This is a genomic window from Rossellomorea sp. GQ25, from assembly GCF_059758515.1.
In genome coordinates this window covers 165,311-190,429 of the sequence record NZ_JCAXEQ010000003.1, presented here as the reverse complement: position 1 = coordinate 190,429, position 25,119 = coordinate 165,311, and the positions used below count along the sequence as shown (strand labels likewise).

22 protein-coding genes and 2 riboswitches are annotated in these 25,119 nt (G+C 42.8%); all 22 genes read right to left on the bottom strand.

The window, feature by feature from the left end; all coding sequences use genetic code 11:
• Positions 1-45: 45 nt before the first annotated feature.
• Complete coding sequence (gene cobD / locus AC6CIB_RS11735; protein WP_498280870.1) at positions 46-1,125, bottom strand: threonine-phosphate decarboxylase CobD; 1,080 nt, start codon at positions 1,123-1,125, stop codon at positions 46-48.
• A complete protein-coding gene (gene cbiB / locus AC6CIB_RS11730) occupies positions 1,097-2,059 on the bottom strand; it encodes an adenosylcobinamide-phosphate synthase CbiB (protein WP_498280868.1) in 963 nt (320 codons plus the stop codon). Before cbiB ends, cobD begins: the two co-directional genes overlap by 29 nt.
• Entirely contained in the window at positions 2,056-2,766 is a 711-nt protein-coding gene (locus AC6CIB_RS11725) for an adenosylcobinamide amidohydrolase (RefSeq protein WP_498280866.1), read from the bottom strand. The genes cbiB and AC6CIB_RS11725 overlap by 4 nt, the downstream gene beginning before the upstream one ends.
• 112 nt (positions 2,767-2,878) lie before the next feature.
• Positions 2,879-4,075 (bottom strand): PDZ domain-containing protein, encoded by a 1,197-nt coding sequence (locus AC6CIB_RS11720; RefSeq protein WP_498280864.1) that lies wholly within the window; start codon positions 4,073-4,075, stop codon positions 2,879-2,881.
• A gap of 234 nt (positions 4,076-4,309) precedes the next feature.
• Positions 4,310-5,755, bottom strand: a complete 1,446-nt coding sequence (locus AC6CIB_RS11715) for a S41 family peptidase (protein ID WP_498280862.1) — start codon at positions 5,753-5,755, stop codon at positions 4,310-4,312.
• A 175-nt stretch (positions 5,756-5,930) separates the two neighbouring features.
• Positions 5,931-7,004: a homoserine O-acetyltransferase MetX gene (metX, locus tag AC6CIB_RS11710; RefSeq protein ID WP_498280860.1), complete on the bottom strand. Its 1,074-nt coding sequence runs from the start codon at positions 7,002-7,004 to the stop codon at positions 5,931-5,933.
• 103 nt (positions 7,005-7,107) lie between these two features.
• Positions 7,108-8,403: an O-acetylhomoserine aminocarboxypropyltransferase/cysteine synthase family protein gene (locus tag AC6CIB_RS11705; RefSeq protein WP_498280858.1), complete on the bottom strand. Its 1,296-nt coding sequence runs from the start codon at positions 8,401-8,403 to the stop codon at positions 7,108-7,110.
• A gap of 229 nt (positions 8,404-8,632) precedes the next feature.
• Positions 8,633-8,749: riboswitch (SAM riboswitch) on the bottom strand.
• Between the two features lie 95 nt (positions 8,750-8,844).
• The gene (locus AC6CIB_RS11700) at positions 8,845-9,984 is read right to left on the bottom strand and encodes a trans-sulfuration enzyme family protein (protein WP_498280856.1); all 1,140 of its coding nucleotides are present in this window, start codon (positions 9,982-9,984) and stop codon (positions 8,845-8,847) included.
• A gap of 125 nt (positions 9,985-10,109) precedes the next feature.
• Positions 10,110-10,493, bottom strand: coding sequence for a DUF302 domain-containing protein (locus tag AC6CIB_RS11695; protein WP_498280854.1), 384 nt, complete (start codon positions 10,491-10,493; stop codon positions 10,110-10,112).
• Positions 10,494-10,590: 97 nt separating this feature from the next.
• A complete protein-coding gene (locus AC6CIB_RS11690) occupies positions 10,591-11,172 on the bottom strand; it encodes a redoxin domain-containing protein (RefSeq protein ID WP_498280852.1) in 582 nt (193 codons plus the stop codon).
• Positions 11,165-11,782 (bottom strand): hypothetical protein, encoded by a 618-nt coding sequence (locus AC6CIB_RS11685; RefSeq protein WP_498280850.1) that lies wholly within the window; start codon positions 11,780-11,782, stop codon positions 11,165-11,167. The genes AC6CIB_RS11690 and AC6CIB_RS11685 overlap by 8 nt, the downstream gene beginning before the upstream one ends.
• A 32-nt stretch (positions 11,783-11,814) precedes the next feature.
• The gene (locus tag AC6CIB_RS11680; protein WP_498280848.1) at positions 11,815-12,390 is read right to left on the bottom strand and encodes a class I SAM-dependent methyltransferase; all 576 of its coding nucleotides are present in this window, start codon (positions 12,388-12,390) and stop codon (positions 11,815-11,817) included.
• 278 nt (positions 12,391-12,668) lie between these two features.
• A complete protein-coding gene (locus AC6CIB_RS11675; protein ID WP_498280846.1) occupies positions 12,669-12,905 on the bottom strand; it encodes a hypothetical protein in 237 nt (78 codons plus the stop codon).
• Positions 12,906-13,033: 128 nt separating this feature from the next.
• A riboswitch (cyclic di-GMP riboswitch) is annotated at positions 13,034-13,117 on the bottom strand.
• Between the two features lie 182 nt (positions 13,118-13,299).
• Positions 13,300-14,649: a murein hydrolase activator EnvC family protein gene (locus AC6CIB_RS11670; RefSeq protein ID WP_498280844.1), complete on the bottom strand. Its 1,350-nt coding sequence runs from the start codon at positions 14,647-14,649 to the stop codon at positions 13,300-13,302.
• Between the two features lie 39 nt (positions 14,650-14,688).
• Positions 14,689-15,573 (bottom strand): permease-like cell division protein FtsX, encoded by an 885-nt coding sequence (ftsX, locus tag AC6CIB_RS11665; protein WP_498280842.1) that lies wholly within the window; start codon positions 15,571-15,573, stop codon positions 14,689-14,691.
• Positions 15,563-16,249: a cell division ATP-binding protein FtsE gene (gene ftsE, locus AC6CIB_RS11660; protein WP_498280840.1), complete on the bottom strand. Its 687-nt coding sequence runs from the start codon at positions 16,247-16,249 to the stop codon at positions 15,563-15,565. The genes ftsX and ftsE overlap by 11 nt, the downstream gene beginning before the upstream one ends.
• Before the next feature lie 502 nt (positions 16,250-16,751).
• Positions 16,752-17,066: a cytochrome c551 gene (cccB, locus tag AC6CIB_RS11655; RefSeq protein WP_427599332.1), complete on the bottom strand. Its 315-nt coding sequence runs from the start codon at positions 17,064-17,066 to the stop codon at positions 16,752-16,754.
• A gap of 79 nt (positions 17,067-17,145) precedes the next feature.
• Complete coding sequence (locus AC6CIB_RS11650) at positions 17,146-18,018, bottom strand: YitT family protein (protein ID WP_427599333.1); 873 nt, start codon at positions 18,016-18,018, stop codon at positions 17,146-17,148.
• A 534-nt stretch (positions 18,019-18,552) separates the two neighbouring features.
• A protein-coding gene (gene prfB, locus AC6CIB_RS11645) for a peptide chain release factor 2 (RefSeq protein WP_498280838.1) occupies positions 18,553-19,654 on the bottom strand; the annotation gives its coding sequence in 2 pieces (ribosomal slippage) (positions 18,553-19,581 and positions 19,583-19,654; 1,101 coding nt in all).
• A 373-nt stretch (positions 19,655-20,027) separates the two neighbouring features.
• The gene (gene secA, locus AC6CIB_RS11640; RefSeq protein WP_498280836.1) at positions 20,028-22,538 is read right to left on the bottom strand and encodes a preprotein translocase subunit SecA; all 2,511 of its coding nucleotides are present in this window, start codon (positions 22,536-22,538) and stop codon (positions 20,028-20,030) included.
• Positions 22,539-23,011: 473 nt separating this feature from the next.
• Complete coding sequence (locus tag AC6CIB_RS11635; RefSeq protein WP_498280834.1) at positions 23,012-24,142, bottom strand: YecA family protein; 1,131 nt, start codon at positions 24,140-24,142, stop codon at positions 23,012-23,014.
• Positions 24,143-24,271: 129 nt separating this feature from the next.
• Complete coding sequence (locus AC6CIB_RS11630; RefSeq protein ID WP_498280832.1) at positions 24,272-25,108, bottom strand: DUF1028 domain-containing protein; 837 nt, start codon at positions 25,106-25,108, stop codon at positions 24,272-24,274.
• Between the last annotated feature and the right edge of the window lie 11 nt (positions 25,109-25,119).

Sequence of the window (25,119 nt, the reverse complement as noted above, 5' to 3'; positions counted from 1 at the left end):
TATCGATTAAAAAACAAGCTTGAGTATGCCTCAAGCTTGTTTTATTTAAGGACGAGATTTCCATTCCTTTAAGGCGACGATTAATTTTCCGTGCTCTTTTTCTCCCTTAACGGCAAACCTTAGCCACCTTCCATCCAACCCTTTGAAATTATAGGTATGGCGGCTCACAATACCATTTTCTAACAGAAAACGGAATAACTCAGTTTGATCGTTAAGCTCCGGGTCCCTTAAGAGATAAAAATTTGTCTGACTTGGTGAATAGTCAAATTTGGATTGGTCGAAAAATGCAAATAGCTTCTCCCTCTCCCTTTTCACCATGCATTGAGTATGACGGATAAAATCCGTTTCCTCCAAGAGTGTTTCCCCTACTTTTTGAGCGATCCCGTTCACACTCCAATGAACCTGATAGGTTTCCAATTCTCTCACGACTGTCTCCCCAGCCATAAGAAAACCTAGGCGGATCCCAGGAATACTAAACATTTTCGTCATGCTTCTTAAAACCACGAGATTTGTATATTTCTTTACCAGAGGGGCTACCGTTACCTCTTTCAAAGGAAAATCATAAAATGCTTCATCCACAATCACGTAACAATTTTCATTATGAGCTTCCATAATGATTTCTTCTAACTTGGAAGCAGAATACAATACACCCGTCGGATTGGTAGGATTACATATAAAGACAGCATCCATTTTCGGTAGAGATGCTTTCAATTGATTCAAATCAAGGGCCCAATCATTCTCTTTTATAATAAAATGATGGATAGTGCAATCATTGATTTGACAAGCTTTCTCGTATTCCGAAAAAGTGGGATGAATGATCAGAACATCGGAATGGGACAGCCATCTACCCATTAGATGGATCAGTTCTGCGCCGCCATTACCAATGAGGATCGCTTCTGCCTCTATCTCTTCCTTCCGTGCAATGCTTCTTCGTAATGCTACAGAATGCGGATCAGGATACGTCACAATCTCCTCTAATAGATCTTTCCATATTTTTTTTAAAACAGCTGGTGGACCGTTTGGATTAATATTTGCACTTAGATCAACGATTTGTTCAGGCATCCTAATATCCATTGCTTTATATGTATACTGTGGATTAGATCCATGATCTGGTAATACCAACAAGAATTCCTCCTATCCAAAGAACAATGATGAAGATGAAACAAGCCTTCTGCATTCGGGCAATGGTTTCCGGGATATGATTTCGTTCTAATTCGAAAACCTTTCTTCCCATTTTCGCCCGATCAGAGACCATTCCTTTATATGTATTGAGTCCTCCCAGTTGTATTCCTAAATTCGCAGCTACAGCCGCCTCTCCCCAGCCGCTGTTGGGACTAGGGTGTTTTTTGGCGTCTTCCAGTAGAATCCGAAATCCTTCTTGGTAAGTGAAATATTCAGGACGTTTACAGAAAAATAGAATGAATCCCGTTATTCTACTCGGAATCCAATTTAGGACGTCATCAAGCTTGGCCGATGCCCACCCAAAGTCTATGTACCTCTTGTTCTTATATCCCACCATGGAATCACACGTATTCACACATCTGTACACGATGGCTAGAGGGGCACCGCCAATTAACGCCCAAAACAAAGGAGCTGTTATTCCATCGCTTGTATTCTCCGCAACGGTCTCCACAGTCCCTCTTACGATTTCACTTTCATTTAAGTGTTCTGTATCTCTCCCCACAATATAAGATAGCTTCACCCTTGCCGTTTCCATGTCGTTTTTTACAAGTGGTTGAAATACTTCTAAAGCCGCAAATTTAAGGCTCTTTTGGGAGATGGTCGTCATGATGACGATTGCTTCTACCAAGACCCCAACGATAGTATGGAGGGAATAGCTTAACCAAATGATACAGTAGGTAAGGATAAATGCGTTTAGGACAAGAATCGATACCATCAATATACCTTTTCCCTTTAGAAATCCACCTTTATTTAATTGATGATCTAACCGGAGAATCGCCTTTCCCATCCACTTAACGGGATGAGGCCAATCCGGTGGATCCCCAATCCATAAATCGAGAACATACGCAATGGTTATAGCCAACAAATGGTGTATCATCTTTCAGCACCGATCCTTTTCTTATATATGGAAATCGCTTCTTTGGTACACTCATAAACCCCTATACTAATCTTTTTTCCTAGGGGCGTAATCGTTCCTGCATATTCTAGAAGAGACCCCTCTTCAGTACTGGCGATCAAAATGCTGTCTGTTGAGGTACCGGTTGCGCCAGTTCCCGTAACAGGGTCCCTGACGTTATGAGCTTCAAGAGCTTTCACCTTAGCTTCTGTTGCAGTCATAATCCCCTGGATTCTCGCTGCCTCCGTTACTCTCCCATTGATAAACACCCAGGTGTTAATCGTGCCGGGTGAATAATCAAAAGAATGATGATCACTCATACTCGCATCAACGGCATTACCTACTCCTGCGGTAACGACAATGAATACGGAAAACGATTCCTCCTCATAAAACCCCCAGCATACATCTTCCAATTGAACAGCCGTCATCATCCCGACCGTTTCTTCACCTTGGGCACCTATTTGCTGGAGATATTCTTGCATCTCTTCATGATGGTTTTCACTATTATAGTTTTTCGATACATGGCGATTCACAAACGTTGTATACCACCCTGTTCCGGCATTGGTGACGCCAGAGGAGACTGTTTTTAGTGGGAGTGGTGAATGGAGAATGATTTGGTCTTTAGAGTGAGTCAGTAAGTGCTGGTTGATGATGAAAGGTGTTTGCAACTTTTCTTTTCCGCTTTTCATTGGTATCTTCTCCTCGTTTGATCTTCCTTTTTGATTATTTAAATATCATTCTATAAAGACTATTTCTATTAAAAAAGCAAACTACTGTCAGTAGTTTGCTTGAAAGAATTGTCTATGAAACCTGATGATGCTCCCAACCTGAAGACTCATCCGCAAAAATGATTCCCAACTCGTGATGATCACCTTCGTACAGGGCTCCTTGCGTAAAACGGTTTTCCCCGTTTGTCCCAAGTACCTCAAGCTTACAGTACGCCCCGTTTTTTTGAAGGGCTTCATAAAACGCTCTTTCTGTATTCACTTCGACTCCATTTACTTTCAGGACGATTTCCCCTACTTGAAGCGTCAGTTTCTTTGCAGGAGAACCAGGTAGAATTCCAAGAATCATGACTCCCTTAGACTGTCTTTTAAAGAAGTATGGCTTAGAATCCTCCGCACTTCGGTAGCGAAAAGAAATCCATGCTCGTCCTCCCATTGCCACAACCGCTGCTCCAATTGAAAACAAAGGAGCCCAGAATCCTGTTACAGCCAGTGTCAATACAAATGCACCAAGCCAGAAAACCCTGTAACCTGTATGCTTAATCGCAACTTCAGGCAAGGTGCTTTTAACAAGCTGCTGAAAACCAAGGAGAAACGGTACACAAAGTAAAGAATACGTTTCAGTCCCCAAAGTAAACACCGGCCACCATTCAAATGGAAGGGTCAATGTCCCGGTAGGAATAAGCACAAACATCGGCACAAGCCACAGTTTCTTCCCTTGATGGGCACCTACCTTCAGGCCACGGGCACTTTTAAGAAGACGGGGTGAAGTATGCTTCCACCCGTTCATTCGAATCAGGCTTCCTTCAATCATCGTTAACACCCCAAGAAGCACGACGATGGAACTCAGCAGCCCTAAATTCAAGGTTTCCACATATGTATTCACGTAGGGGATATCCCACTGGAAATAATCCACCGCAACCAGGATAAAATACGAAAACCCTACCGTCATGGTCGCAGACATGAGGTGAAAACGACTCGTTAACGCAAACAGGATGGACACCAAGCCTATAAGCATGATTCCGGCGAAAGGAACCACAACCCCTGCTCCAACTGTTACAACAGAAAACAGCAATCCAAGTACAATTCCATATGAAAATAAAACCCGCGTATCATGATAACCATCCAGCAATCTCGTATTAAAGTCCCTTCGTTCTCTTTTGACACGATAATAGCCCGTCATGATAGCGAAAAACACAGCCACATATAATACAGGATGAAGAAATAACTTTCCAAATCCTTTTACGACCTCCAGCAACCAAAGCTCAACCAATGATCCGTCACCACCTTTTGCAAGAAAATTTGCATTATCTACTATTTTATCAAAAGACTCCTCTAAAACCTATTGCAATTTTATTTGATAGTTTTACGATTCGATTTCATTTCCGACAGTATTCTGCATATTTTCCCGGGAAATGATGTCGGATAGACAGGAAAAACAAGTGATTATGTGTGATTTTCAACACAAAAACAGAGCCGACCATCATGATGGTCGGCTCCCAATTCATTAATGCTCAGCTGTCCGTTCAATATACTCCAAAGCCGCCTGCAGCTGCAGGTCATTCTTCTCCTCCTGAACCGCTTCAAAGATTTCTTCCTGTAATCTTTCCGCCGTTACAGTATCAATGAGCCCTGTAGCATCAATACTCTCCTGACTTTGGAAATCCTTTACGGCCTTTTCCGTTTTCTTACTGAAATATCCATCCACACGGTCAATGGAGAATCCAAGTCCTTGAAGCATTTCCTGGGCGTTTTGAATCTGTTCATTGTTCATTCCTTCTTGAAGGGGCTTTTCCACTTGAAGCGGGTGGGCATAGAAATAGGACGGCTGTCTGACAGGGATATCCGGTTTGATCCCTTTTTTATGAATCCAGTTTCCATTTGGCGTCAGCCACTTGAACATCGTCAGCTTGATATTGCTTCCATCTCCCATTGGAACGGCTTGTTGTACAGTGCCTTTCCCAAAGCTCTTCGTTCCGATGAGCGGATACCCTTCCGCTTCTTTTAGCGCGCCTGCCAGAATTTCAGAAGCTGAGGCACTTCCTTCATCTATTAACACCACAACTGGATACGTCTTTCTTGCTTTGCTGTTTGAGAAGGATTTCATTACTTCTCCACTTCGCTCTTGAATTTGTACATACGGCTTTTTCTCCGTTACAAACTCTTTAAGGATTTCTTCTACACTTGAAAGGAGACCTCCCGGATTCCCTCTCACATCCAGGACCAATCCTTCTACCTTTTTCTTTTCAAGTTCTCCTAATTGCTTTTTAAAATCAACGGCTGTATTTTCTGAGAAGGTAGTGATCTGGATGTAGCCGGTTTTCTTACCATTGACTTCCTTCACATCAGAGAGGACTGTCTCAACAGGAATTTCATCCCGTTTCACAGATACTTTGACAGGATCTGTCAGTCCTTCCCGCGTAATTTCCAATTCAACCTCAGTACCCTTTTTCCCTCTGATTTTCAAAGTAGCTTCGTACAGATCAAGTCCTTCGATGCTATTTCCGTCGATTTTAATGATACGGTCATTCGGTTTCAGTCCCGCTTCTTCCGCAGGAGAATTTTTAAAAGGAGCGACAATGATCAGCTTTCCGTCCATAATCGTAACTTCTGCTCCTATTCCTTCAAAGGAAGAATCCAGGGCGTCATTAAATTGCGATGCCGTTTCGGCATTCATGTAAACGGAATAAGGGTCATCCAGTGTTTTCAACATTCCTTGAATGGCGCCTTCTACAAGCTGCCCTTTGTCCACATCCTGAAAGAATTTGTCACTAATCAAGTCATACGCAACTTCTACTTTGTGTAGCTTGTCATTGAGCTCGCCTTTTCCGTCAAACTGAGCAAGCTCATCCCCATCCTTGCCCGTCCATTCCAAGCCGCCATACATTCCTCCAGCACCGATCAACATGCTAATGATGATTGTGATGATGAGCTTTCTGCCCGTCCACTCCATATATTCCCCTCCAGCTTGTTGTTTGTCTATGGTATAGATAAGAGTGGCGCGACTAAGGACGCCAACCTTTCTTATCCAACGAAAAAGACACCACACAAAAACGCGCTAAGGCGGTGCGATGTCTTTGCTTATCTAACTATATGCCGGAGGGGGACGAGTTATGATAAGTGAGCTCTTATTTTGAACCTGTAAAAACTCTTTGAACAGAATGGTTCTTGAGGTGAGAAGCAATGATTCCTCCCCACTTTTCAAATTCCACCAGAAACCCATCATGACCAAAGGAGGTAGAGATAAAGTAATGTTCACTCTTTGGTACAAGATGGGTGAACTCCTTTAGATATTGAGGTGAATAAATTAAATCTCTTTCATAACTTATCGAAATCAGTTCGCACTGATAATTCTTCGCTACCTCTTCTGTTCCTCCTCTTCCCCTTCCGATATCATGTGAGTTCATCGCTTTCAGCAGGGTAAGGTAGCTGTTTGGGTCAAACCGCTTTCCTAATTTCTTTCCTTGGTAATCGAGATAGCTTTCTACATTGAACCGTTCATTTTGCTTTTCACGTTGGAAACGATGATCGAACAACTCCTGTGTCCGGTACGTAACCATTCCAACCATTCTGGCAATCTCTAACCCTTTTAAAATAGCGCCTGGTGGATAATGCCCCTTTTGAAACTCGGGGTCCTCTTCAATCGCTGTGATTCCAATGTGATTAAAAGCGAGACCATAATCATTTAAGGCAGGGGTGACGGCAAGAGCGAATACTTTATTTATATAGGCAGGATACAGGGCCCCCCATTCCAGGGCCTGCATTCCTCCCAGTGAGCCTCCGATGACTGCTTCGATGTGGTCGATTGAAAGTTGTTGGAGTGCTTTATATTGGGCATGGACCATGTCCCTTATCGTAATACCCGGGAAGTCCGGACCGTACCGTTCTCCTGTATGCTGATTGGTGGACGCTGGTCCCGTACTTCCTTCACATCCTCCTAATACATTAAAGGCAATCACATTAAAATGTTCAGTATCAATATACGATTGAGGACCGATCAGTCCATCCCACCAGCCGCGATCTTCACTCGTTCCCTTTACGATATGGGTCCCAGTGAGGGCATGGCAAACCAAGATGGTCGGTCCTTCTTTGTTTCCTGTTCGTTCATACGTAAGATCTACCTTTTTCAACGTGGTGCCTGACTCTAATGTTAGGGATGGGATGGTAATGGAGCTTACTTCATATGTGTAAGGCTTCTCCATTCCTCCACCTCCTTTTTTTGGTGTTGTGGTGGGGGTGATCAGGATTCCACTCCGTATACCCCCGTGGGATTAATTCCTCCCTGAATAAAAAATATTTCTCCTATTATACCCGTGATGTTTCCAATGCGACTTCAATGGCATGATCTAAGTCCTCGATCAGGTCCTTCGCAGACTCTAATCCAACAGAAAGTCTCACCAGATCTTCTGTAACGCCTGTCGCCCGGATTTCCTGATCGTTTAATTGCTGATGGGTCGTGGAAGCCGGATGGATGATCAGTGATTTCGCATCCCCTACGTTGGCAACGTGAGACCAAAGGGAGATATTATCGACTACTTTCCGTCCGGAATCTCTACCACCTTTAATACCAAAGACGACGATGGATCCTGCTCCGTTTTTCAAATATTTTTGAGCAAGTTTATGAGACGGATGCTGAGGCAATCCTGGATAGGATACCCAAGCGACCCCATTGTGCTGATCTAAATGCTCTGCAATTTTCAAGGCATTTTCCGTATGACGCTCGACGCGAAGATGCAGGGTTTCTAATCCTTGTAGCAGCAGGAACGCGTTTTGCGGACTTAAGCACGCCCCTAAGTCACGAAGCAACTGCACTCTTAATTTTGTAATGAAGGCTGCCGGGCCCACATCCTGTGCGTAGCGCAGTCCATTATAGCTCCGGTCCTCTTCCGTGAAGCCCGGGAAATTTTCATGATTCCAATCAAACTTCCCACCGTCAATCACCACTCCCCCGATTGCCGTACCGTGACCGCCAATCCATTTTGTTGCAGAGTGTATGACGATATCCGCTCCCCACTCGATCGGCTTACATACATATGGAGTGGCAAAGGTATTATCGATGATCAGTGGGATGTGATTGTCATGAGCAACTTTTGCTACCGCTTCAATATCAAGCACATGTAGACTTGGATTTCCGATTGTCTCAGCGAATACGGCTTTCGTTTTAGGAGTGATCGCTTTGCGGAAATTTTCCGGGTCAGTCGGATCTACAAAATGAACCTTGATTCCGTATTTCGGAAGAGTGGTCGAGAATAAATTATAGGTTCCACCGTAGAGATTGGTAGCCGCTACAATTTCATCACCTGCTCCGGCAATATTTAAGATTGATAGTGAGATAGCGGCCATTCCGGATGAAACACCAAGTGCTCCGATTCCCCCTTCTAAAAGAGCAAGTCGTTTTTCCAACACGTCTACTGTCGGGTTCATGATGCGGGTATAAATATTTCCTGGTTCTTCAAGGGCAAATAGTTTTGCAGCATGATCACTGTTATCGAAAACGTAGGATGTCGTTTGATAAATCGGCACTGCCCTCGAACCTGTGGATGGGTCAGGCTCCTGGCCACCGTGAAGCAGTAGTGTGTCGAAATCGAATGATTTTGTCATAGAGAATTCCTCCTGTAATGGTTTTTTTGGATTTGGATTGGGTTTGCTTAAATGCTGCGGTTGACACATTCAGCTGTTAAAATAGATGGTTTTTTCAGCTGCTGACTATCACCAAACATTCTCCCGCTGAAATCAACCAACGTCTGAAATGTGTTTTTCTAAGAAGATAGAAGAGGAAAAAATAAAAAACCCTCTTCCTAAGAAGAGGGTCTAATTTAATAGGGTCCTCCTCTTATCTTTCAGGCAGATGCCTGCAGGAATTAGCACCTTTTCATGACGCTTGAATGCGTACATGAAGGTTGCCGGGTTTCATCGGGCCTAGTCCCTCCACCTCTCTGGATAAGAGCATGTAGTTGTCAATGTGAAAATTCTTGCGTTGAGATGAATTATAAAGGGTAACCGACCTCAACGTCAAGAGTATTTTTAGAATTTTTACATTATTTAATTACTAACCGAAGCTGCAATCGCTTCGTTAAATTGCACGACAATGTCTTCCCCATCCTCAATACCTAACGATATGCGCACGACATGTGTGTTTATTCCCAGTTTTTCCTGAGCATCTTTCGGTAAAGCACGATGAGACGTTCCTAGAGGGTAAGAAACCGTTGTTTCCACGCCGGCTAAGGACGGGATGATTTTAATCCATCCCAGTGATTTGAAGAATGCGCTGATATCACATGTGCTGGATAGCTCGATGGTTACGATGGCCCCATTTCCCTTATCGGATAAATCCGTTGGGTAATAGACTTCCTTCACAAATTCATTTGCTCTAAGGTCCTCAGCCAGAACTTCGGCATTTCTTGCTTGGGTTCCCATTCGAAGAGCCAATGTTTTCGCTCCACGGCATGTCAGCCAGGCTTCAAATGGACTCAAATTCGAACCGATATTGACAACTTTTTCTCTTGCTTTTTGAACAAGGATTTCTTTTCCAACTACGACTCCTGCTGTGATATCACTGTGTCCTCCGATATACTTCGTGGCACTGTGAGCGACCAGGTCGACCCCTTCCAAGAAAGGCTGGCGCAGAAACGGTGTGGCAAATGTGTTGTCGATCATGGTTTTCAAGTTGTGTTTTTCAGCTAATTCGACCATTTTAGGGATATCTTCCACTCGCATAAACGGGTTTGTGACGGTCTCACTGTAGAGGAGTTTAGTTTGTGGAGTAATGGCCTCCTCTAATTCTTCCACACTTGTAAAATCAACGAATGAAGTAGAAATACCGAATGATCTCAGCTCTTCTTTTAACATATGAAACGTACCACCGTATAAATCCTCGGCGGCAATGATGTGATCGCCTGATTGTACAACAGCAAGGATTCCAACAAGGATGGCCGATAATCCAGAAGAGGTTGCGACACCTGCTGGAGCCCCTTCCAAGTCTGCCACCATCTTACCAAGCTCGTCTGTATTTGGATTTCCCGTTCTTGTGTAGAGATAAGGAGACTTCCCTTCATAGAAACCCTCCAACTCTTCTAAAGAGGTAAAAGAAAATGCAGATGTTTGATAAATCGGCGTCGTCTTACTGCGGATTTCCTCAGTCCCTTTTAACTGACTGTGCACGACCTTGGTTGTGAATTTCATCTCTCTTTCATCCTTCCTGAATCTATGTATTTTTAAAAGTGTATCATATTCAGAAGATTGTGAGGAGTAGGATGTATTGGAAGGCATAAAAAAACACCTGCCCACTTGCAACAGGTGCTCTCGTTTTATTGAACGTTATCTAAACATCCGATCAGGCGATTTTCAATATCCAATGCCAGATTTTTCAGTGCACCGTTATCCACCATCTCGATCAGCTTGCTTGGTTTTGCCATCCCGATCTTAGTTGTTCCGCCTTCTGTGTATACCGCTACTTTACAAGGCAGGAAGTAGCTTACGAGCATGCTTTCTTCCAGCACCTTTTTAGCTTCATGTGGATTACACACCTCTAATACGACTACTTCTTCATTGAAATCAAGCCCTTTATCCTGCAGCTTCTGGGCAAGATCGAGATTCCACAACACGCCAAAGCTTTCATCTTTCAGGGCAGTTTCTACCGCTTCCACTGCTTCTTTCACACTCATTGAAACTTCTTTTGTGTAATGAAACATGTTCACATCTCCTTCTTTATTCTCTGAGTCTACATTCTGTTAATACCTCGTAGTGTATAAGGTGAAACATCGACATTCAGAGGTCCGTCCCTCTCGATTATTCCATTCCCTCTACCATTTTACCCATCATTTCTTCGTTCATGGGGCCGACGATTTTGTGTTGGATGATGCCTTTGGTGTCGATCATGTAGGTGGTGGGGATGGTGAACGCCCGGTATTCGTCTCCGATTTCTCCCTTTTCATCCATTGGGATGGGGAAGGTGAGTTCGTAGCCGTCGATAAATTGATGAACGGCCTTTTCCCCATCGTCTATGGAGGTCAGATTGACCGCAAGGATTTCAACGTTTTCTTTATCGGCATTGTTTTCATAATAACTCTGCATATGGGGCATTTCAGCTTTACACGGCGGACACCAGGTGGCCCAAAAGTTCAGGATCACTTTCTTACCTTGATAATCTGAAAGCTTTACGGCTTCACCATTTAAAGTGGTTAATTCAAAATCCGGAGCGCGGTCCCCTTTTGTCAGCCCTTGCTCTGCATCAGACAGATCCATGGATTCATTGGCTAATTGGGCCGCCTCTTCCCTGGCCTTCTTTTCCTGCTGATCCTGAAAAAAGTTCACTAAGAAAATGCCGATCAGAAGCGCAACGATGGCCAACGCAAAATTTCGTTTATTCATTGTGTTTCCTCCTTACGTTTAAAAGAAAGATGAGATAGGTCATCATGATCAAATACGTCCAGACGGTGACGGTCAATTCAAAGCCGCCAATGAAAGCACTTAGAAATAGCTGGACTAAAGTAAACATAACTAGTAACTGTCCCGCCCAGATATCGCCGCCAGGATCACTGGTTTTTTTAATAAAAAAGACAGTGATCAATAGATTGAGCACTACCTGAATACCAACTAGCAGATAGTGGTGATGAAGCATATGAAGGACAGCTTCAAAGACAAGAACTGTGACCATCCATGAAATGATAATAGTAGCCGGATGATCTACTTTTTTAACCAATATGTAAGTAAGAGCCGCTATCAGTCCTAACCAGTGCCCAACGACTCCTCCGTGAAAATAGAGAATCGTAATGGGATGCTTGAGAACCGTTTGAAAGTCAACCACAATCACACTCAGCTTCCAGACGAGTAAAAAAGTAAAAATACTATTGGAATACCAGTCGCTCAACTTTCTATTCCAGAAGAAGAGGAACAAGAAAGTGAGTATGAACGAGGCGATAACGGCTCCCCATGAAGCCGGGAATGTGAAGGAGGCTATGGTGTACCACTGCTCATTCATAGCCATTTCCCTCCCTTCAGAAACGTTTTAAATTATCTATTATTCTTCCTAATGACAATATAATAAACCGATGGATGCAAGTGACCTACCGATGTGTGGAATCCTGATGATTTGAGCTGGTGATCAAGTTCCTCGGAAGAAATCCGACGATCTAAAGACGGTCCCATTTCTGATTCTACCCTCTCCCAATCCAGGATCAGCCAAATTCCATCTTCCTTCAGCATATCGTGTAAATCCTGAAATACTTTGATCAAATCGGGAACTTCGTGCAAGACAAAAGCGGATACGATTTTATCCAAGGTGCCTTTATTGAAGCTGAGATATTCAAGGGATGATTTCACATAAACAATATTGTCTACATTTTCTTCGTTTGCACGGTGTTTCAGGTATTCCAGCATTTCCTGCTGCAGATCTACCGCCTGGACCTTTGTTTCAACTGTTTTGGCAATGGGAAGGGTCAGGTAGCCATTGCCACAGCCTAAATCGGCGACGATATCGCCTTTATTTAGTTTGAGAAGTTCGAGCACTTTGTCCACCGGTACGAGCTCTTGACGATTTGGATCGAGGAGCTTTGAAGCTTTATGGTGTTCGAATAAGTCTCCTGCCATTGGAATTCCTCCATTCGTTAAATATACCCTAATATGTATTAGTATCTTAAATTTTTATATACAAGCAAATTATTTACTCATAGTGTATCCTATATAAGAATTATTACAGATTTCCTGGGAGAGTGTGTGTCTAATCATTGAATTATTTTATTCATTGCAGGAACAAGTTACATATGAGAGGACGGCTCGTTAGAAATAAGGGTCTGGATGAGCAATTACTGCCTGTTACATAAATAAAACCGAATGCCGGATTTGGATCCGCATTCGGTTTTTATATGTTATGCTGCTTTTAATCCTTCTAAAATAAACATAAAGTATGTCACTGTATTTCCACCACGACGATTGATGATTTCAATGTCGTTTAATATCCTCTTAACCTCTTCAGCGCCGAGATTTTCAATAATCATCTCGGTGATCTCTTCTGCTGTATATTCACCTGCATAAGTAGACTTTAATGCAGTACGGTTCCTTCTACAAAAACTTCTTAATTGCCTTTTTAATTCAGTCGATTCCAACATCATCATCCTTATTACAGATTCAAATCCTACTATAATGGACATATAGATAAAAATATCCCACCAAAATGGCAGGCAAAATGATACTAATAAAACGTCCTAATTAGTATTCATTGTAATACATTGTTTTCGGTAACCCGGCGATCAATATAAAAAATGGCAGACCCGTGGTTTTGCGTCCTAATCTTTCAATTAGTTTGCCTTTTCGAAGGACTATACAAATCAATTGTTTTAATATTTAGGTAATATAGTTGTCATTATACTAGAACAAAAAGGATATGAAAACAGTGATGAGAATAATCTTCCATTCCATTTCCTTACAATATCAATATACTGCGTACCAACATGAAATATATCCAATAAAAGAAACCCCGCTCATGGCGGGGTTTTCTAATTAAAAGTTAATATATTGACGTGGGTTTACAGCATTGGATTTCGATGCATTCCAAGAACCTGCATGAAGCTCAAAGTGTAAATGCTGTCCGAAAGAATATCCTGTATTACCCATGTAACCAATTCTGTCACCCTTGTTCACTGCTTGACCAGTGCTTACAGATGAAGAAGCCATGTGGGCATAAACCGTTGTGAATGTTTGACCATTGATTGAGTGAGTGATGTATACTACATTTCCATAGCTAGAGCTAAAGTGACTCTTGATGACATATCCATCAGCTGCTGCTGAGATTGGAACACTGCCTCTTGCCGCGATATCCGTACCATAGTGGTAACGTTTCTTACCGTTTAATACATCCCAGCCGAAGTTGGTTGTAATCGTTCCAGAAGCCGGGGCTGTCCATGCACCGGCACTTACCGGTGCACTTGGAGCTGATTCAACAGGAGTAGAAGAAGAACCACCGCTGCTGCTGGTTGTTGCTTGTTGTTGTGATGCTGTGCGTTTTGCCGCCTCAGCTTCCGCTTGACGCTTGCGTTCGATTTCACGCTGACGTGCAAGTTCCGCTAATCGTGCTTGTTCAGCCTGGATTTCACCTTCAAGCTGGTGTTCCATTTTAGAAAGCTCATCCGATTCTTGTTGAAGGTCTTTTTTCTCCACTTCCAAAGAAGCCTGCTGCGTTTCTAGTTGTTTAAATAAATCCGCTTTTTTAGCTTTTTGACTATCAAGATCTTTTTTCAGAGACTCTAGACTTGCTTTAGTAGATTCTAAATCTGCAAGCTTGCCTTCTACTTCTTCTTGTTTCTTTTCTAATTCAGCCTGATCACGTTTTTGTTCGTCCATGATCTTCTTATCGGCACTTACGATTGTATTTACTGCTGTTACACGGTTGATGAAGTCACCGAAGCTGTCCGCGCCAAGTAGCACATCAAGATAATTTGCAGAGCCGCCTTTTTCCTGGATCGCACGGGCACGTTCTTTTAATAGTTCGTTACGTTCTTCTATCTTTTGCTTTAGAACTTCAATTTCTTCTTTAAGTTTATTGATTTCTGCAGTTGTTTCGTCAATCTCTTTTGTTTTCTCGGCAATCTTTGCTTCAGTATCTTTTAATTTTGTACTGATTTCTGCAATTTGTGATTGGATTTCTTGTTGTTTATTGATGTTTTGGTTAATTTGTGATTTTTTCTCATCTATCTTTCCATTGATTTCCTCTTTTTTAGAAGAAATGCCTTCTTGTTGCTTCTGTAATTCCTCCACAGAGGAATGAGCGTTAGCAGTTGTCCCTAACGTTGGTAGACTTCCGATTGTTAATGCTGCTGCAATTGATAATGATATGAAATACTTCTTGTTCAAGCGGCATGCTCCTTTCAACTTCTATCAACCTATCAAATTTTACACTTTTAAGAATTTACGTACAGACATAAAGCTTCCCCAAGCCCCGATCAGGCAACCCATTAATAGAATTAATCCGTTTACTTGATAGATAAAGGGGGTAAAATCTAATATCTGAATAAAATGGTTTTGTAGTTTTGGTCTAATAAATTCATAAGCATAGTAGTAACCTGTTGTGACAAGAGCGACCGGGATAATAGAACCTAAAATTCCAAGCCATAATCCTTCTAGAATGAATGGCCAGCGTACAAACCAGTTGGTTGCACCCACGAGTTTCATTATCTCGATTTCCCTTCTTCTGGCGACAATGGTGATTTTGATTGTATTTGAGATGAGGAACATGGCGGTAAACAATAAACCGATGATTAACACTAATCCAACGTTTCGACTCATTTCCAGTACATTAAATAATCTTTCAATCTTCGCTTCACCATAAAGTGCTTCGTTCACACCTTCATACTTGCTGACTTCAGCAGCGATTTTCCCAGTATCGCGGGGATCTTCCGCTTTTACAATAAATACATCGTATAATGGATTATCCTGTTCGAATAACCTGAAATCGTCTCCTAAATCCTTTACCAGGTTTTGAAGTTCTTCTTCTTTAGAAGAATATTCTACGGATTCCACTCCACTTATTTGGTTAATTTTCTTATCTATTTCTTCTACTTGAGCTTTTTCAGTACCGATTTCCAGTAATACGCGTACTTCAACGTCTTTCTCAATATCGGTTGCAACCTTGTTCATGTTTAGCATAAGTACCATAAATACACCAACAAGTAGTAGGGTTACAGTAACGGCACTCACGGATGCGAATGTCATCCAGCCATTACGTCCGATGCTTTTGAAGCTTTCTCTTAGATGTCGACCATACGTCCTAGCCTTCATAACCGTAATCACCTCGCTGTTCGTCACGAACAATTCGGCCATTTTCGATGGCAATTACCCGATGCTTGATGGTATTTACGATTTCCCGATTATGAGTAGCCATGATCACCGTTGTTCCACGATTGCTGATATCTTCAAGAATGTTCATGATATCCCAAGATGTTTCCGGATCCAGGTTACCCGTAGGTTCGTCTGCAATCACAAGCTGCGGCGTATTCACGATGGATCGTGCAATCGATACACGCTGTTGCTCTCCACCTGACAATTCATTCGGAAGCATTCTTGCTTTATGCTTTAACCCTACCAGATCCAGTACTTCCATGACTCTCTTCTTAATTTGCCTTGGATGTTCTTCTATTACTTCAAGTGCGAAGGCAATGTTCTCATAGATTGTAAGAGATGGTAACAGCTTAAAATCCTGAAACACGACTCCAACGTTTCTTCGTAAGTATGGAACTCTACTATTTTTTAATTTTGCAAGATTAATACCGTTTACGATGATATCACCCTTAGAAGGCTTCTCTTCGCGGTACATCATCTTGATGAAAGTAGACTTCCCGGCACCACTTGGACCCACAACATACACAAACTCACCTTGCTTAATGTGGACGTTAAAGCCATTGGCAGCCATGACACCGTTGCTGTACTGCTTATACACGTCTTTCATTTCTATCATTATAAAATCACCTAATTTGTATTATGTAGTTACCCTCTTGGCTGTTATCGACATATGTACGAACACAACGACGTTTTTACCATAATTAGACATGAAATGGCGAAAAACCTCGAATTGCTCTCCCGAAAGTTATTATAACATCACTTTGTACGTTGTTAAGGAAAAAAATTATTACATTTACGTTTCAAAGTTTGAAATTATGTGTATATTTTACCTTTTTTATTGCCGATTATGCCTATTTTCCGTTATAAACATAGGTATTTTTATCTATAACCTGGTACTATAACCAAGTAAAAAGGTTTGATAATAGGAGGATGATAAACCTTAGGTTGATGCTAGTCTCAGTAAGTTACTAGGTTATAATTTTTTGCGGTTCAATTGCTGATTTTTTACAATATTTATTCGAGGAGCTTTTGTAACATATATTTAAAGAAGGGAAAGGAGAAAGTTTGTGGATAAATCAAAAAAGAAGAATCCTCAGTTCGGGACCCTTCTTCCTCACTTACTTCTTATTCGCCAACCACTCTGCCACTGCTTCTGCTTCTTCACCTTCAATGAGTCCCGCAGGCATTTGACCTTTACCATTTTGAATGACTTCCAAGATTTGATCTTTGTTTAAATCAGCACCAATTTTATTAAGGGCTGGCCCCATACCGCCTTCAAGGTTTCCACCATGACAGCTTGTGCATTTATTGTTTACGATTTTTTCAGGGTCTACTCCGCCAGAGCTTGTTTCTGTACTTTCTTCGCCGCCACCACCGCAAGCTGCAAGTACCAATGAAGCGCCAAAAACAATACCAAGTAGTTTTTTCTTCATTTTTCCTCCCCCTAGGAACACATTTTAAGAGTAACGGGATGTATCGAGGTCCGTCCCCTATTACATAATTATACCAAGGTTAAACCCGTTTGAAACCTTCACCTAACACCTCTGAAGCGTCCATTGTGACGACGAAAGCAGAGGGGTCAATGGTTTTGACCAGTTGTTTCAGTTTTGTGAATTCTGTTTGATCGACCACACACATAAGGATCGGGCGCTCATCGTCCGTATAACCACCGTATGCAGATAGTTTTGTCACACCACGATCAATTTTATTCAGGATTCCTTCACGAACTTCTTCCTGTCTGTTTGTAATGATAAGTGCCATTTTTGATCGGCTGATGCCGACCTGGACTAAATCAATCGTTTTACTTGTCACATAGAGGCCGATAAGAGCATATAAACCACGTTCGATGTCAAACACAATCGCAGCAGAAAGAACAATCATTCCATCGATAAGCGCAACACACGTGCCTAAGGACAACCCAGTAAATTTGTTTACAATCTGTGCTGCCAGGTCCGTCCCTCCTGTAGACGCTTTACCTCGAAAGACGATTCCCAAGCCCAGTCCTACACCAATCCCGCCGAATAAAGCACCCAGCAGGGGATCTTCCGTCCACGGCTTCCAGTCTTCTGTTAAAAATACTACTAGCGGCAAGAAAACCGTACCGATGGCTGTTTTCACGCCGAATTGAAGGCCCAGAAAGATTAACCCTGCAATGAATAGCGGAATATTAAATGCCCACTGAACGAAGGCTGGCTTCCAATCAAACAGACCTTTCAGGATGGTCGATATCCCACTCACCCCTCCTGAAGCAACCTCATTTGGCAGTAAGAACACATTAAACGCAAGAGCCACAATCGTTGACCCAAACACAACAAACAAATACTCTAACAACTTCTCTTTCCGCGGATTAAATGCCTGCCCACGACGTCTCTCTTTCAAACCCATCCAGTACGACTCCTTTAACCTATGTATTTATAGTATGAGTACAACCTCTTCCTTTATGCAGAGTATGCAGAGGGACGGACCTCTAATTGGTCAGATCGTGAACCTCTGAGCATGAAGATTGTACATATATTTCGCTTTAAGAGTTGAAAATCATATGTATGAAATAGGGCCAAATAAACTTTCCCAACCTTCCAACACGCTCTGTATCAACCTTTGAGAGTATAGCATGGGTACTTAGAGGTGTAAATAACACTTCAATAACGTGGTAAAGCACTAATAAGTTGAGGTGTTTTTGTGGTGAGGGACGGACCTTGATTAGTGAGAGGGTTTACAAGGGAAAATTTAGCTTCCGTCTTCTGCAATAAGTGATAATACCGATAGTCGGCGTGTGCTTATTTGTGTATGTAAAGTATATTCCACGTTCATATCCATACATATGATGGAAGAAACTGACCTCCTTTAAAGGTCCGTCCCTTAAAATCTTTAGAAAAAAGCTGAAACCTCCAATTAATGGAGGATCCAGTTTGAGTATGATTATTGAATTTTGGAACGAAGATAAGCGTTGATGAATGGGTCGAGGTCTCCGTCCATGACGCCTTGTACGTTTCCTGATTCTGTGTTGGTTCTGTGGTCTTTGACCATGGAGTATGGGTGGAAGACGTAGGAACGGATTTGGCTTCCCCATCCGATTTCCTTTTGCTCTCCACGAATTTCGGCAAGCTCCTGTTCCTGCTCTTCGATTCGCTTTTGGTAGAGCTTCGCTTTCAGCATTTTCATGGCTGACTCACGGTTCTTGATCTGAGAACGTTCAGATTGGCAGGTTACCACGACATTCGTTGGTAAATGCGTGATACGAACAGCCGAATCCGTCGTATTGATATGCTGTCCACCGGCTCCACTTGCACGGTACGTATCGATTTTAAGGTCTTCCGTACGGATTTCGATTTCAATTTCTTCATTAAACTCAGGCATGACTTCACAAGACACGAAGGAAGTGTGACGACGTCCTGAAGAATCGAATGGTGAAATACGAACAAGACGGTGTACGCCTTTTTCAGCTTTTAAGTAACCGTACGCATTGTGACCTTTAATGGCAAGGGTCACACTCTTGATGCCTGCTTCATCTCCAGGAAGATAATCAAGGGTTTCTACTTTGAAACCGCGTTTTTCTCCCCAACGAGTGTACATACGTAGAAGCATGGAACCCCAATCCTGAGACTCCGTCCCACCTGCCCCGGGATGCAGCTCAAGAATCGCGTTATTTTTATCATGTTCTTCGCTTAGAAGCAGCTGAAGTTCGTAGTCATTTAATCGTTTGACCAAATCACCAAGCTCCTCTTCAAGGTCCTTTTGAAGATCTTCGTCCGGTTCTTCTTTAATAAGTTCAAGGGTAAGCTCAAGGTTTTCATGGGATTCAAGCAATGATTTGTACTCGTTTACAAGATCCTTTAAACCATTTCCTTCATTGATTAACCCTTGAGCTTTTTGCTGGTCATCCCAGAAATCGGGTTGAACCATGATTTCGTCCAGCTCTTGAATTCTGGCCTCTTTGTTTTCTAAGTCAAAGAGACCCCCTGAAGTCCGCTAATGTCGTAGCTGTTTTTTCTAACTCTGCTCTGATTTCTGATAGTTCCATGAGTGTTCACCTCTATAGTTATTTGGGTTGTTGAATTTACTTTGTTTTGATAATACCTGGAATAGAGTGGCCGGATTTTCTATTAGACAGTAGTGGTTGATTTCCGCTCCAGGTGCTCGCTTTCCGCGGGGCGGGCGGTGAGCCTCCTCGGCTTCGCCTGTGGGGTCTCACCTGTCCCGCTTCTCCCGCAGGAGTCGAGCACCTTCCGCTCAATCAACTTCAGCGGTATGCTTTTACATAACCTATTTAAAAGACAACAATCTTACAAAAAATTAGCCAAGTATAACAACCGCTATCCCAGGCACCCATAAAAAACGGAAAAGTACCTGGCACTTATTTTATCAAAATAAGCACCAGGTAGCATTCTCTTTATTTATCCAGTTATGCCGTGGCAGTGTTTGTACTTTTTACCGCTTCCGCATGGACATGGTTCGTTGCGCCCTACGTCTTCTTGCTTGCGAACTGGTTGTTTCTTAGCCTTACCGCCTTCTTCTTTCGGGTTCACCGCTTGACCTTTGGCTACTTCCTGACGTTCAAGATTGTTGCGGATTTCAGCTTTCATGACGTATTTAGCCACGTCTTCTTCGATTGCGAGTACCATGCTTTCGAACATGGCAAACCCTTCATGCTGGTATTCGCGCAGTGGGTCGGTTTGACCGTAGGCACGAAGGTGGATACCTTGACGCAATTGATCCATCGCATCGATATGGTCGATCCATTTTGTATCAACCGCGCGAAGCAGGATGACTTTTTCAAACTCACGCATTTGCTCCGGCGTAAGTTCTTCTTCTTTTTCATCGTAACGGTGCTTCACATCTTCATAAATCAGATCCATCATTTCTTCCGGCTCTTTTCCACGTAGATCATCAACTGTTACGTCGTTTTCAGGAAGAAGATTCGCGTTCACATAATCAACGATGCCTTGAAGGTTCCAGTTTTCCATATTTTCTTCTGCTGTATGGGCTGCTACCTGACGTTCGATGGCTGATTTGATCATTCCCTCAACAATTTCACGAAGGTTTTCTGAGTCGATTACTTCATAACGCTGTTTATAAATGATTTCACGTTGTTGACGTAAAACATCATCGTATTGCAGAAGCTGCTTACGAGCATCGAAGTTGTTTCCTTCCACTCGTTTCTGGGCCGATTCTACAGCACGGCTCACCATTTTACTTTGGATTGGCTGAGTATCATCCATTCCAAGGCGTTCCATCATGCTCTTCATATTATCAGAGCCGAATCGGCGCATCAATTCATCTTCCATGGAAAGATAGAACTGGGTCACACCAGGATCTCCCTGACGACCGGAACGTCCACGAAGCTGATTATCAATACGGCGTGATTCATGACGCTCGGTACCAATAACGGCAAGACCGCCACGTTCGATGACGCCTTCTCCTAGTTTGATATCCGTACCACGTCCGGCCATATTTGTCGCGATGGTTACGGCACCAGGCTGACCTGCTTCTAAAATAATTTCCGCTTCACGGCCATGGTTTTTCGCATTTAACACATTATGGCGAACGCCTTTTTTTGTTAAAAGTTTAGAAATAAGCTCTGACGTTTCAACGGCAACGGTACCAACCAGTACAGGCTGTCCTTTTTCGTTCCGTTCTTTAATATCATCGACTACAGCAAGGAACTTCCCTTCTATAGAAGCGTAAATCAAATCGGCACGATCATCACGAACGATTGGCTTGTTCGTTGGAATCACAATGACATTCATATTGTAGATATTACGGAACTCTTCTTCTTCCGTTTTCGCCGTACCGGTCATACCGGAAAGCTTTTCGTACATACGGAAGTAGTTCTGGAACGTAATCGTTGCCATCGTCATGCTTTCGTTCTGAATTTCAAGACCTTCTTTTGCCTCGATTGATTGGTGAAGTCCGTCACTGTAACGACGACCCTTCATCAGACGTCCTGTGAAAGAGTCAACGATGACAATTTCACCTTCCTGAACCACATAATCCACATCACGGTGCATGCTGACGTGAGCTTTTAATGCTTGATTGATATGGTGGTTAAGGGTTACATGTGAAATATCAAAAAGGTTATCAATGTGGAAAGCTCTTTCTACTTTGCTGATTCCGTCTTCCGTTAATAGAACACCTTTTGTTTTTTCATCATATGTGTAATCTTCATCTTTTTTCAGCGTACGTACGACCGCATTGGCCTGGATATAAAGCTGAGGCGTACGTTGTGCGTTACCGGAAATGATCAGAGGTGTACGTGCTTCATCGATTAAAATCGAGTCAACCTCATCGATTACGGCAAAATGAAGAGGACGCTGCACCATTTGATCTTTGTACAGGATCATATTGTCACGAAGGTAGTCGAATCCGAATTCGTTATTCGTACCATACGTAATATCCGCTTTGTATGCTTCACGTTTTTCATCTTTAGACATCGAGTTTAAATTCAGGCCTACAGAGAGCCCCAGGAAATTGTATAGCTTACCCATTTCCTCAGCATCACGGCTGGCCAGGTATTCGTTGACTGTGATAACGTGAACGCCTTTTCCTGTGATCGCATTCAAGTACACAGGCATAGTCGCTGTCAGCGTTTTACCTTCACCGGTTTTCATCTCAGAGATGTTACCGCCATGTAAGGAGGCACCACCCATAAGCTGGACGCGATACGGATATAAACCAAGAACGCGGCGAGCCGCTTCCCGTACGACAGCAAAGGCCTCAATCATCATATCTTCAAGGTCTTCACCCTTTTGATAACGCTCCTTGAATCGTTCCGTTCTTTCACGGATTTCATCATCCGTCAACCGCTCCATATCGGGGCCTAATTCTTCTATTTGATCAGCCAGTTTTTCAAGCCTCTTTAATTCTCTTTTATTTGCATCGAACACTTTGTTTAATAGACCAAGCATGTATAAACGCTCCTTTATCTGTGTTTAAATGAGAGCCGAACGTCACCAGTATAACGAAAGAAAATGAAATTCAGATGAGAGTGATGAAAAATCCATGTAATAAGTCACCATTATCCGCTTCCAATCACTCTACTAAAAATTCGCTACAAAATCCAAATATCCTCCCACAAAAACACGATATATTCCCTACCAATCTTACCACTATCCTATATGGGTTACAACTCAAGGAGGGACGGACCTCTCAATCACAGATCTTTCAAAGGTTGGATGCTTCACTATCACACGGTATTCCTGGGTTGATCATGAGATGTGAGGTCCGTCCCTCTAGAAATAGCGTCGATTCAGGTTGAGGGACGGACCTCACCTACTAAATATATCCGTCCAGGGTTGAATTGGTGAAAAGTGAGGTCCGTCCCTCAAAAACAAAAAAGCCGCCTATGCAGACGACTTTTAGGTGTTGTGTATTTGAATGGTTAGACTTTAGTTGCTTTCAGTAGTTCGTAGACGGTGTCCTGGTAGCTTTCCCAGATTTGTTTGCTGCGTCTTGAGATGCTGTTAGCAGAGACATCGAAGTATTCTGCCAGTTCTTTTTGGACGTGGCGGATACTGATTTCGTCGATGTTTTTCGCCATGTCTACCAGTGCTCCCGAGTAGATTTTCGGATTGCGGATCGTTGGGCGCTCTGTGTAGAAGTATTTTTCCAATACGGCTACCAGCAGCTCACTCTCTTTTTTGTCTTCCCCTTTTTCAGTCAGGAAGTTTTGAAGGGATGTGATCGCTTCAACGTATTCAGGTGTTTTCCAGATTTCTACTCCTTCGATCGCTTCTTCGGATTTCTTATCCGAATCCTTGGAAGTATCTGTTTCATCCGTGGCTTTAGTAGATGCTGCTGCTTTTCCGGCCTTTTTCTTCTCAGCACTATAAAGAACGAATCCGACATCTGCTATTTCCAAGTACTGCCCTGATAAGTAGTCATGCAGATTTTCAAACTCACCTTGTTCAAATCGGATTTTCACCAGTTCCATCGCTGCTTTCTCAATCGCAGGATAAATGAAATATTGAGCGAATGGAAGATACTTCTCCCCATTCGGCAATAGTAACCCCAAGAAGAAACTATTCTCTTCTAATTTACCGAACTTTTCAGTTACAATCAGCACATCACCAGTGATGGCTTCTTCCACACGTAATGTATTGTCATCTACCTTCTCTACGGTACCTGCCGTCACACGCACGTTTTTCCACGACTCCAGTACTTCAGCTGTCTGAGGACGAGTCACCGTGCTCAATTGCTTATCGACAAAGCGTTCGATCAAACGAACACCGTCAGCATCCTTTTGAGTCGCTCCGTACCAGCTGACAAAGGCCATTTCATAAATATCCGGATCCGCTTGCATCAAATCCATTTTCGCTAAGTAGCGGTGATAGGATTCTTCCATCTCTGTTGACTGTGCCGTAGCAATATAATCATAAAGCTGCGCCTGAAGCACATCAAGCTCCTGACTCACCAATGTATCTATATTCACAACATTTTCTTTTTCACAGCATTTCTTATATTTTTTCCCACTGCCGCATGGGCATGGTTCGTTTCTTCCGACTGTACTCATGTTTGTATTTACCTCCAACTTCTTGAGTCCCGTACACAAATGTTCATTATATAACATTTAAAGCGTTCCTTAAACTGTTTTAGAACAAGAAAAAAGAACCAATCGCTTTTGGACTGGTTCTTTTAGGATCTATCGTCCTTGTTTTTTCATATAATCCAATACGTCAAGATCAATATAATTCTCATCCTGCTCACGCATTTCAAAGTTTTCGGTATGGAGATAGTCTTTCAAGCTCTGATGAAGGGACTGTCTTTCTTTTGCATAGCCAAGACGGTTGAGTTCCCGCTCCACTTCATCATGGATTTCACCTTCCAGCAATACGACTCTACCAGGCTCTGAATCTTTAAAGTAGAGCTGATGCATCAAGTAGATTCGTTTCAATTCCTTAATTGGAGAGGCGTGATCATCCACCCTCAAATCAATGTACCGATCATTGAAGCCACCATATCCACCGTTTTCCTTCACGATTAAAAGGGCAGCAGACTGCATGCCTCGGGAATCGCCACCAGCTTCCTGACCGGCATCGAGTGCATGGAGTAATCGCTCAGCCAGAGATCCAGTCGTCGACCCAAATGTCTCTGCCATCGCCTTTACGGTCTTCTCATCCACTAAAATATTTCCTTGAGCTGCAAAGTGCTTTCCTGTTTGTCCACCGGCCCAGTCATAACATCCCTCTCCCGTAAAAGTGGCGGGATTCCCACATGCATCAATCAACCCAACCTGGCGTGATGGACGCTCGGAATCATCCTTTGTGATGATATCCAGGGCTTCCTCTGCCGTCTTTCCTTCTTCCATTAATTGAAGTGCATGAGGCCCGTACGAGGTATTCGCGTAAGACTGAGTTGCCACGGCTCCCACACCCGCTTTCGCAAATGGTACGACCGATCCAACACCGAGGAATTTGGATTGGACTGCAATCCCCCACTCTTTCTCTTCCGGGTCATAGCCTACAATGGAATACGTCATGGTGAAGTCCT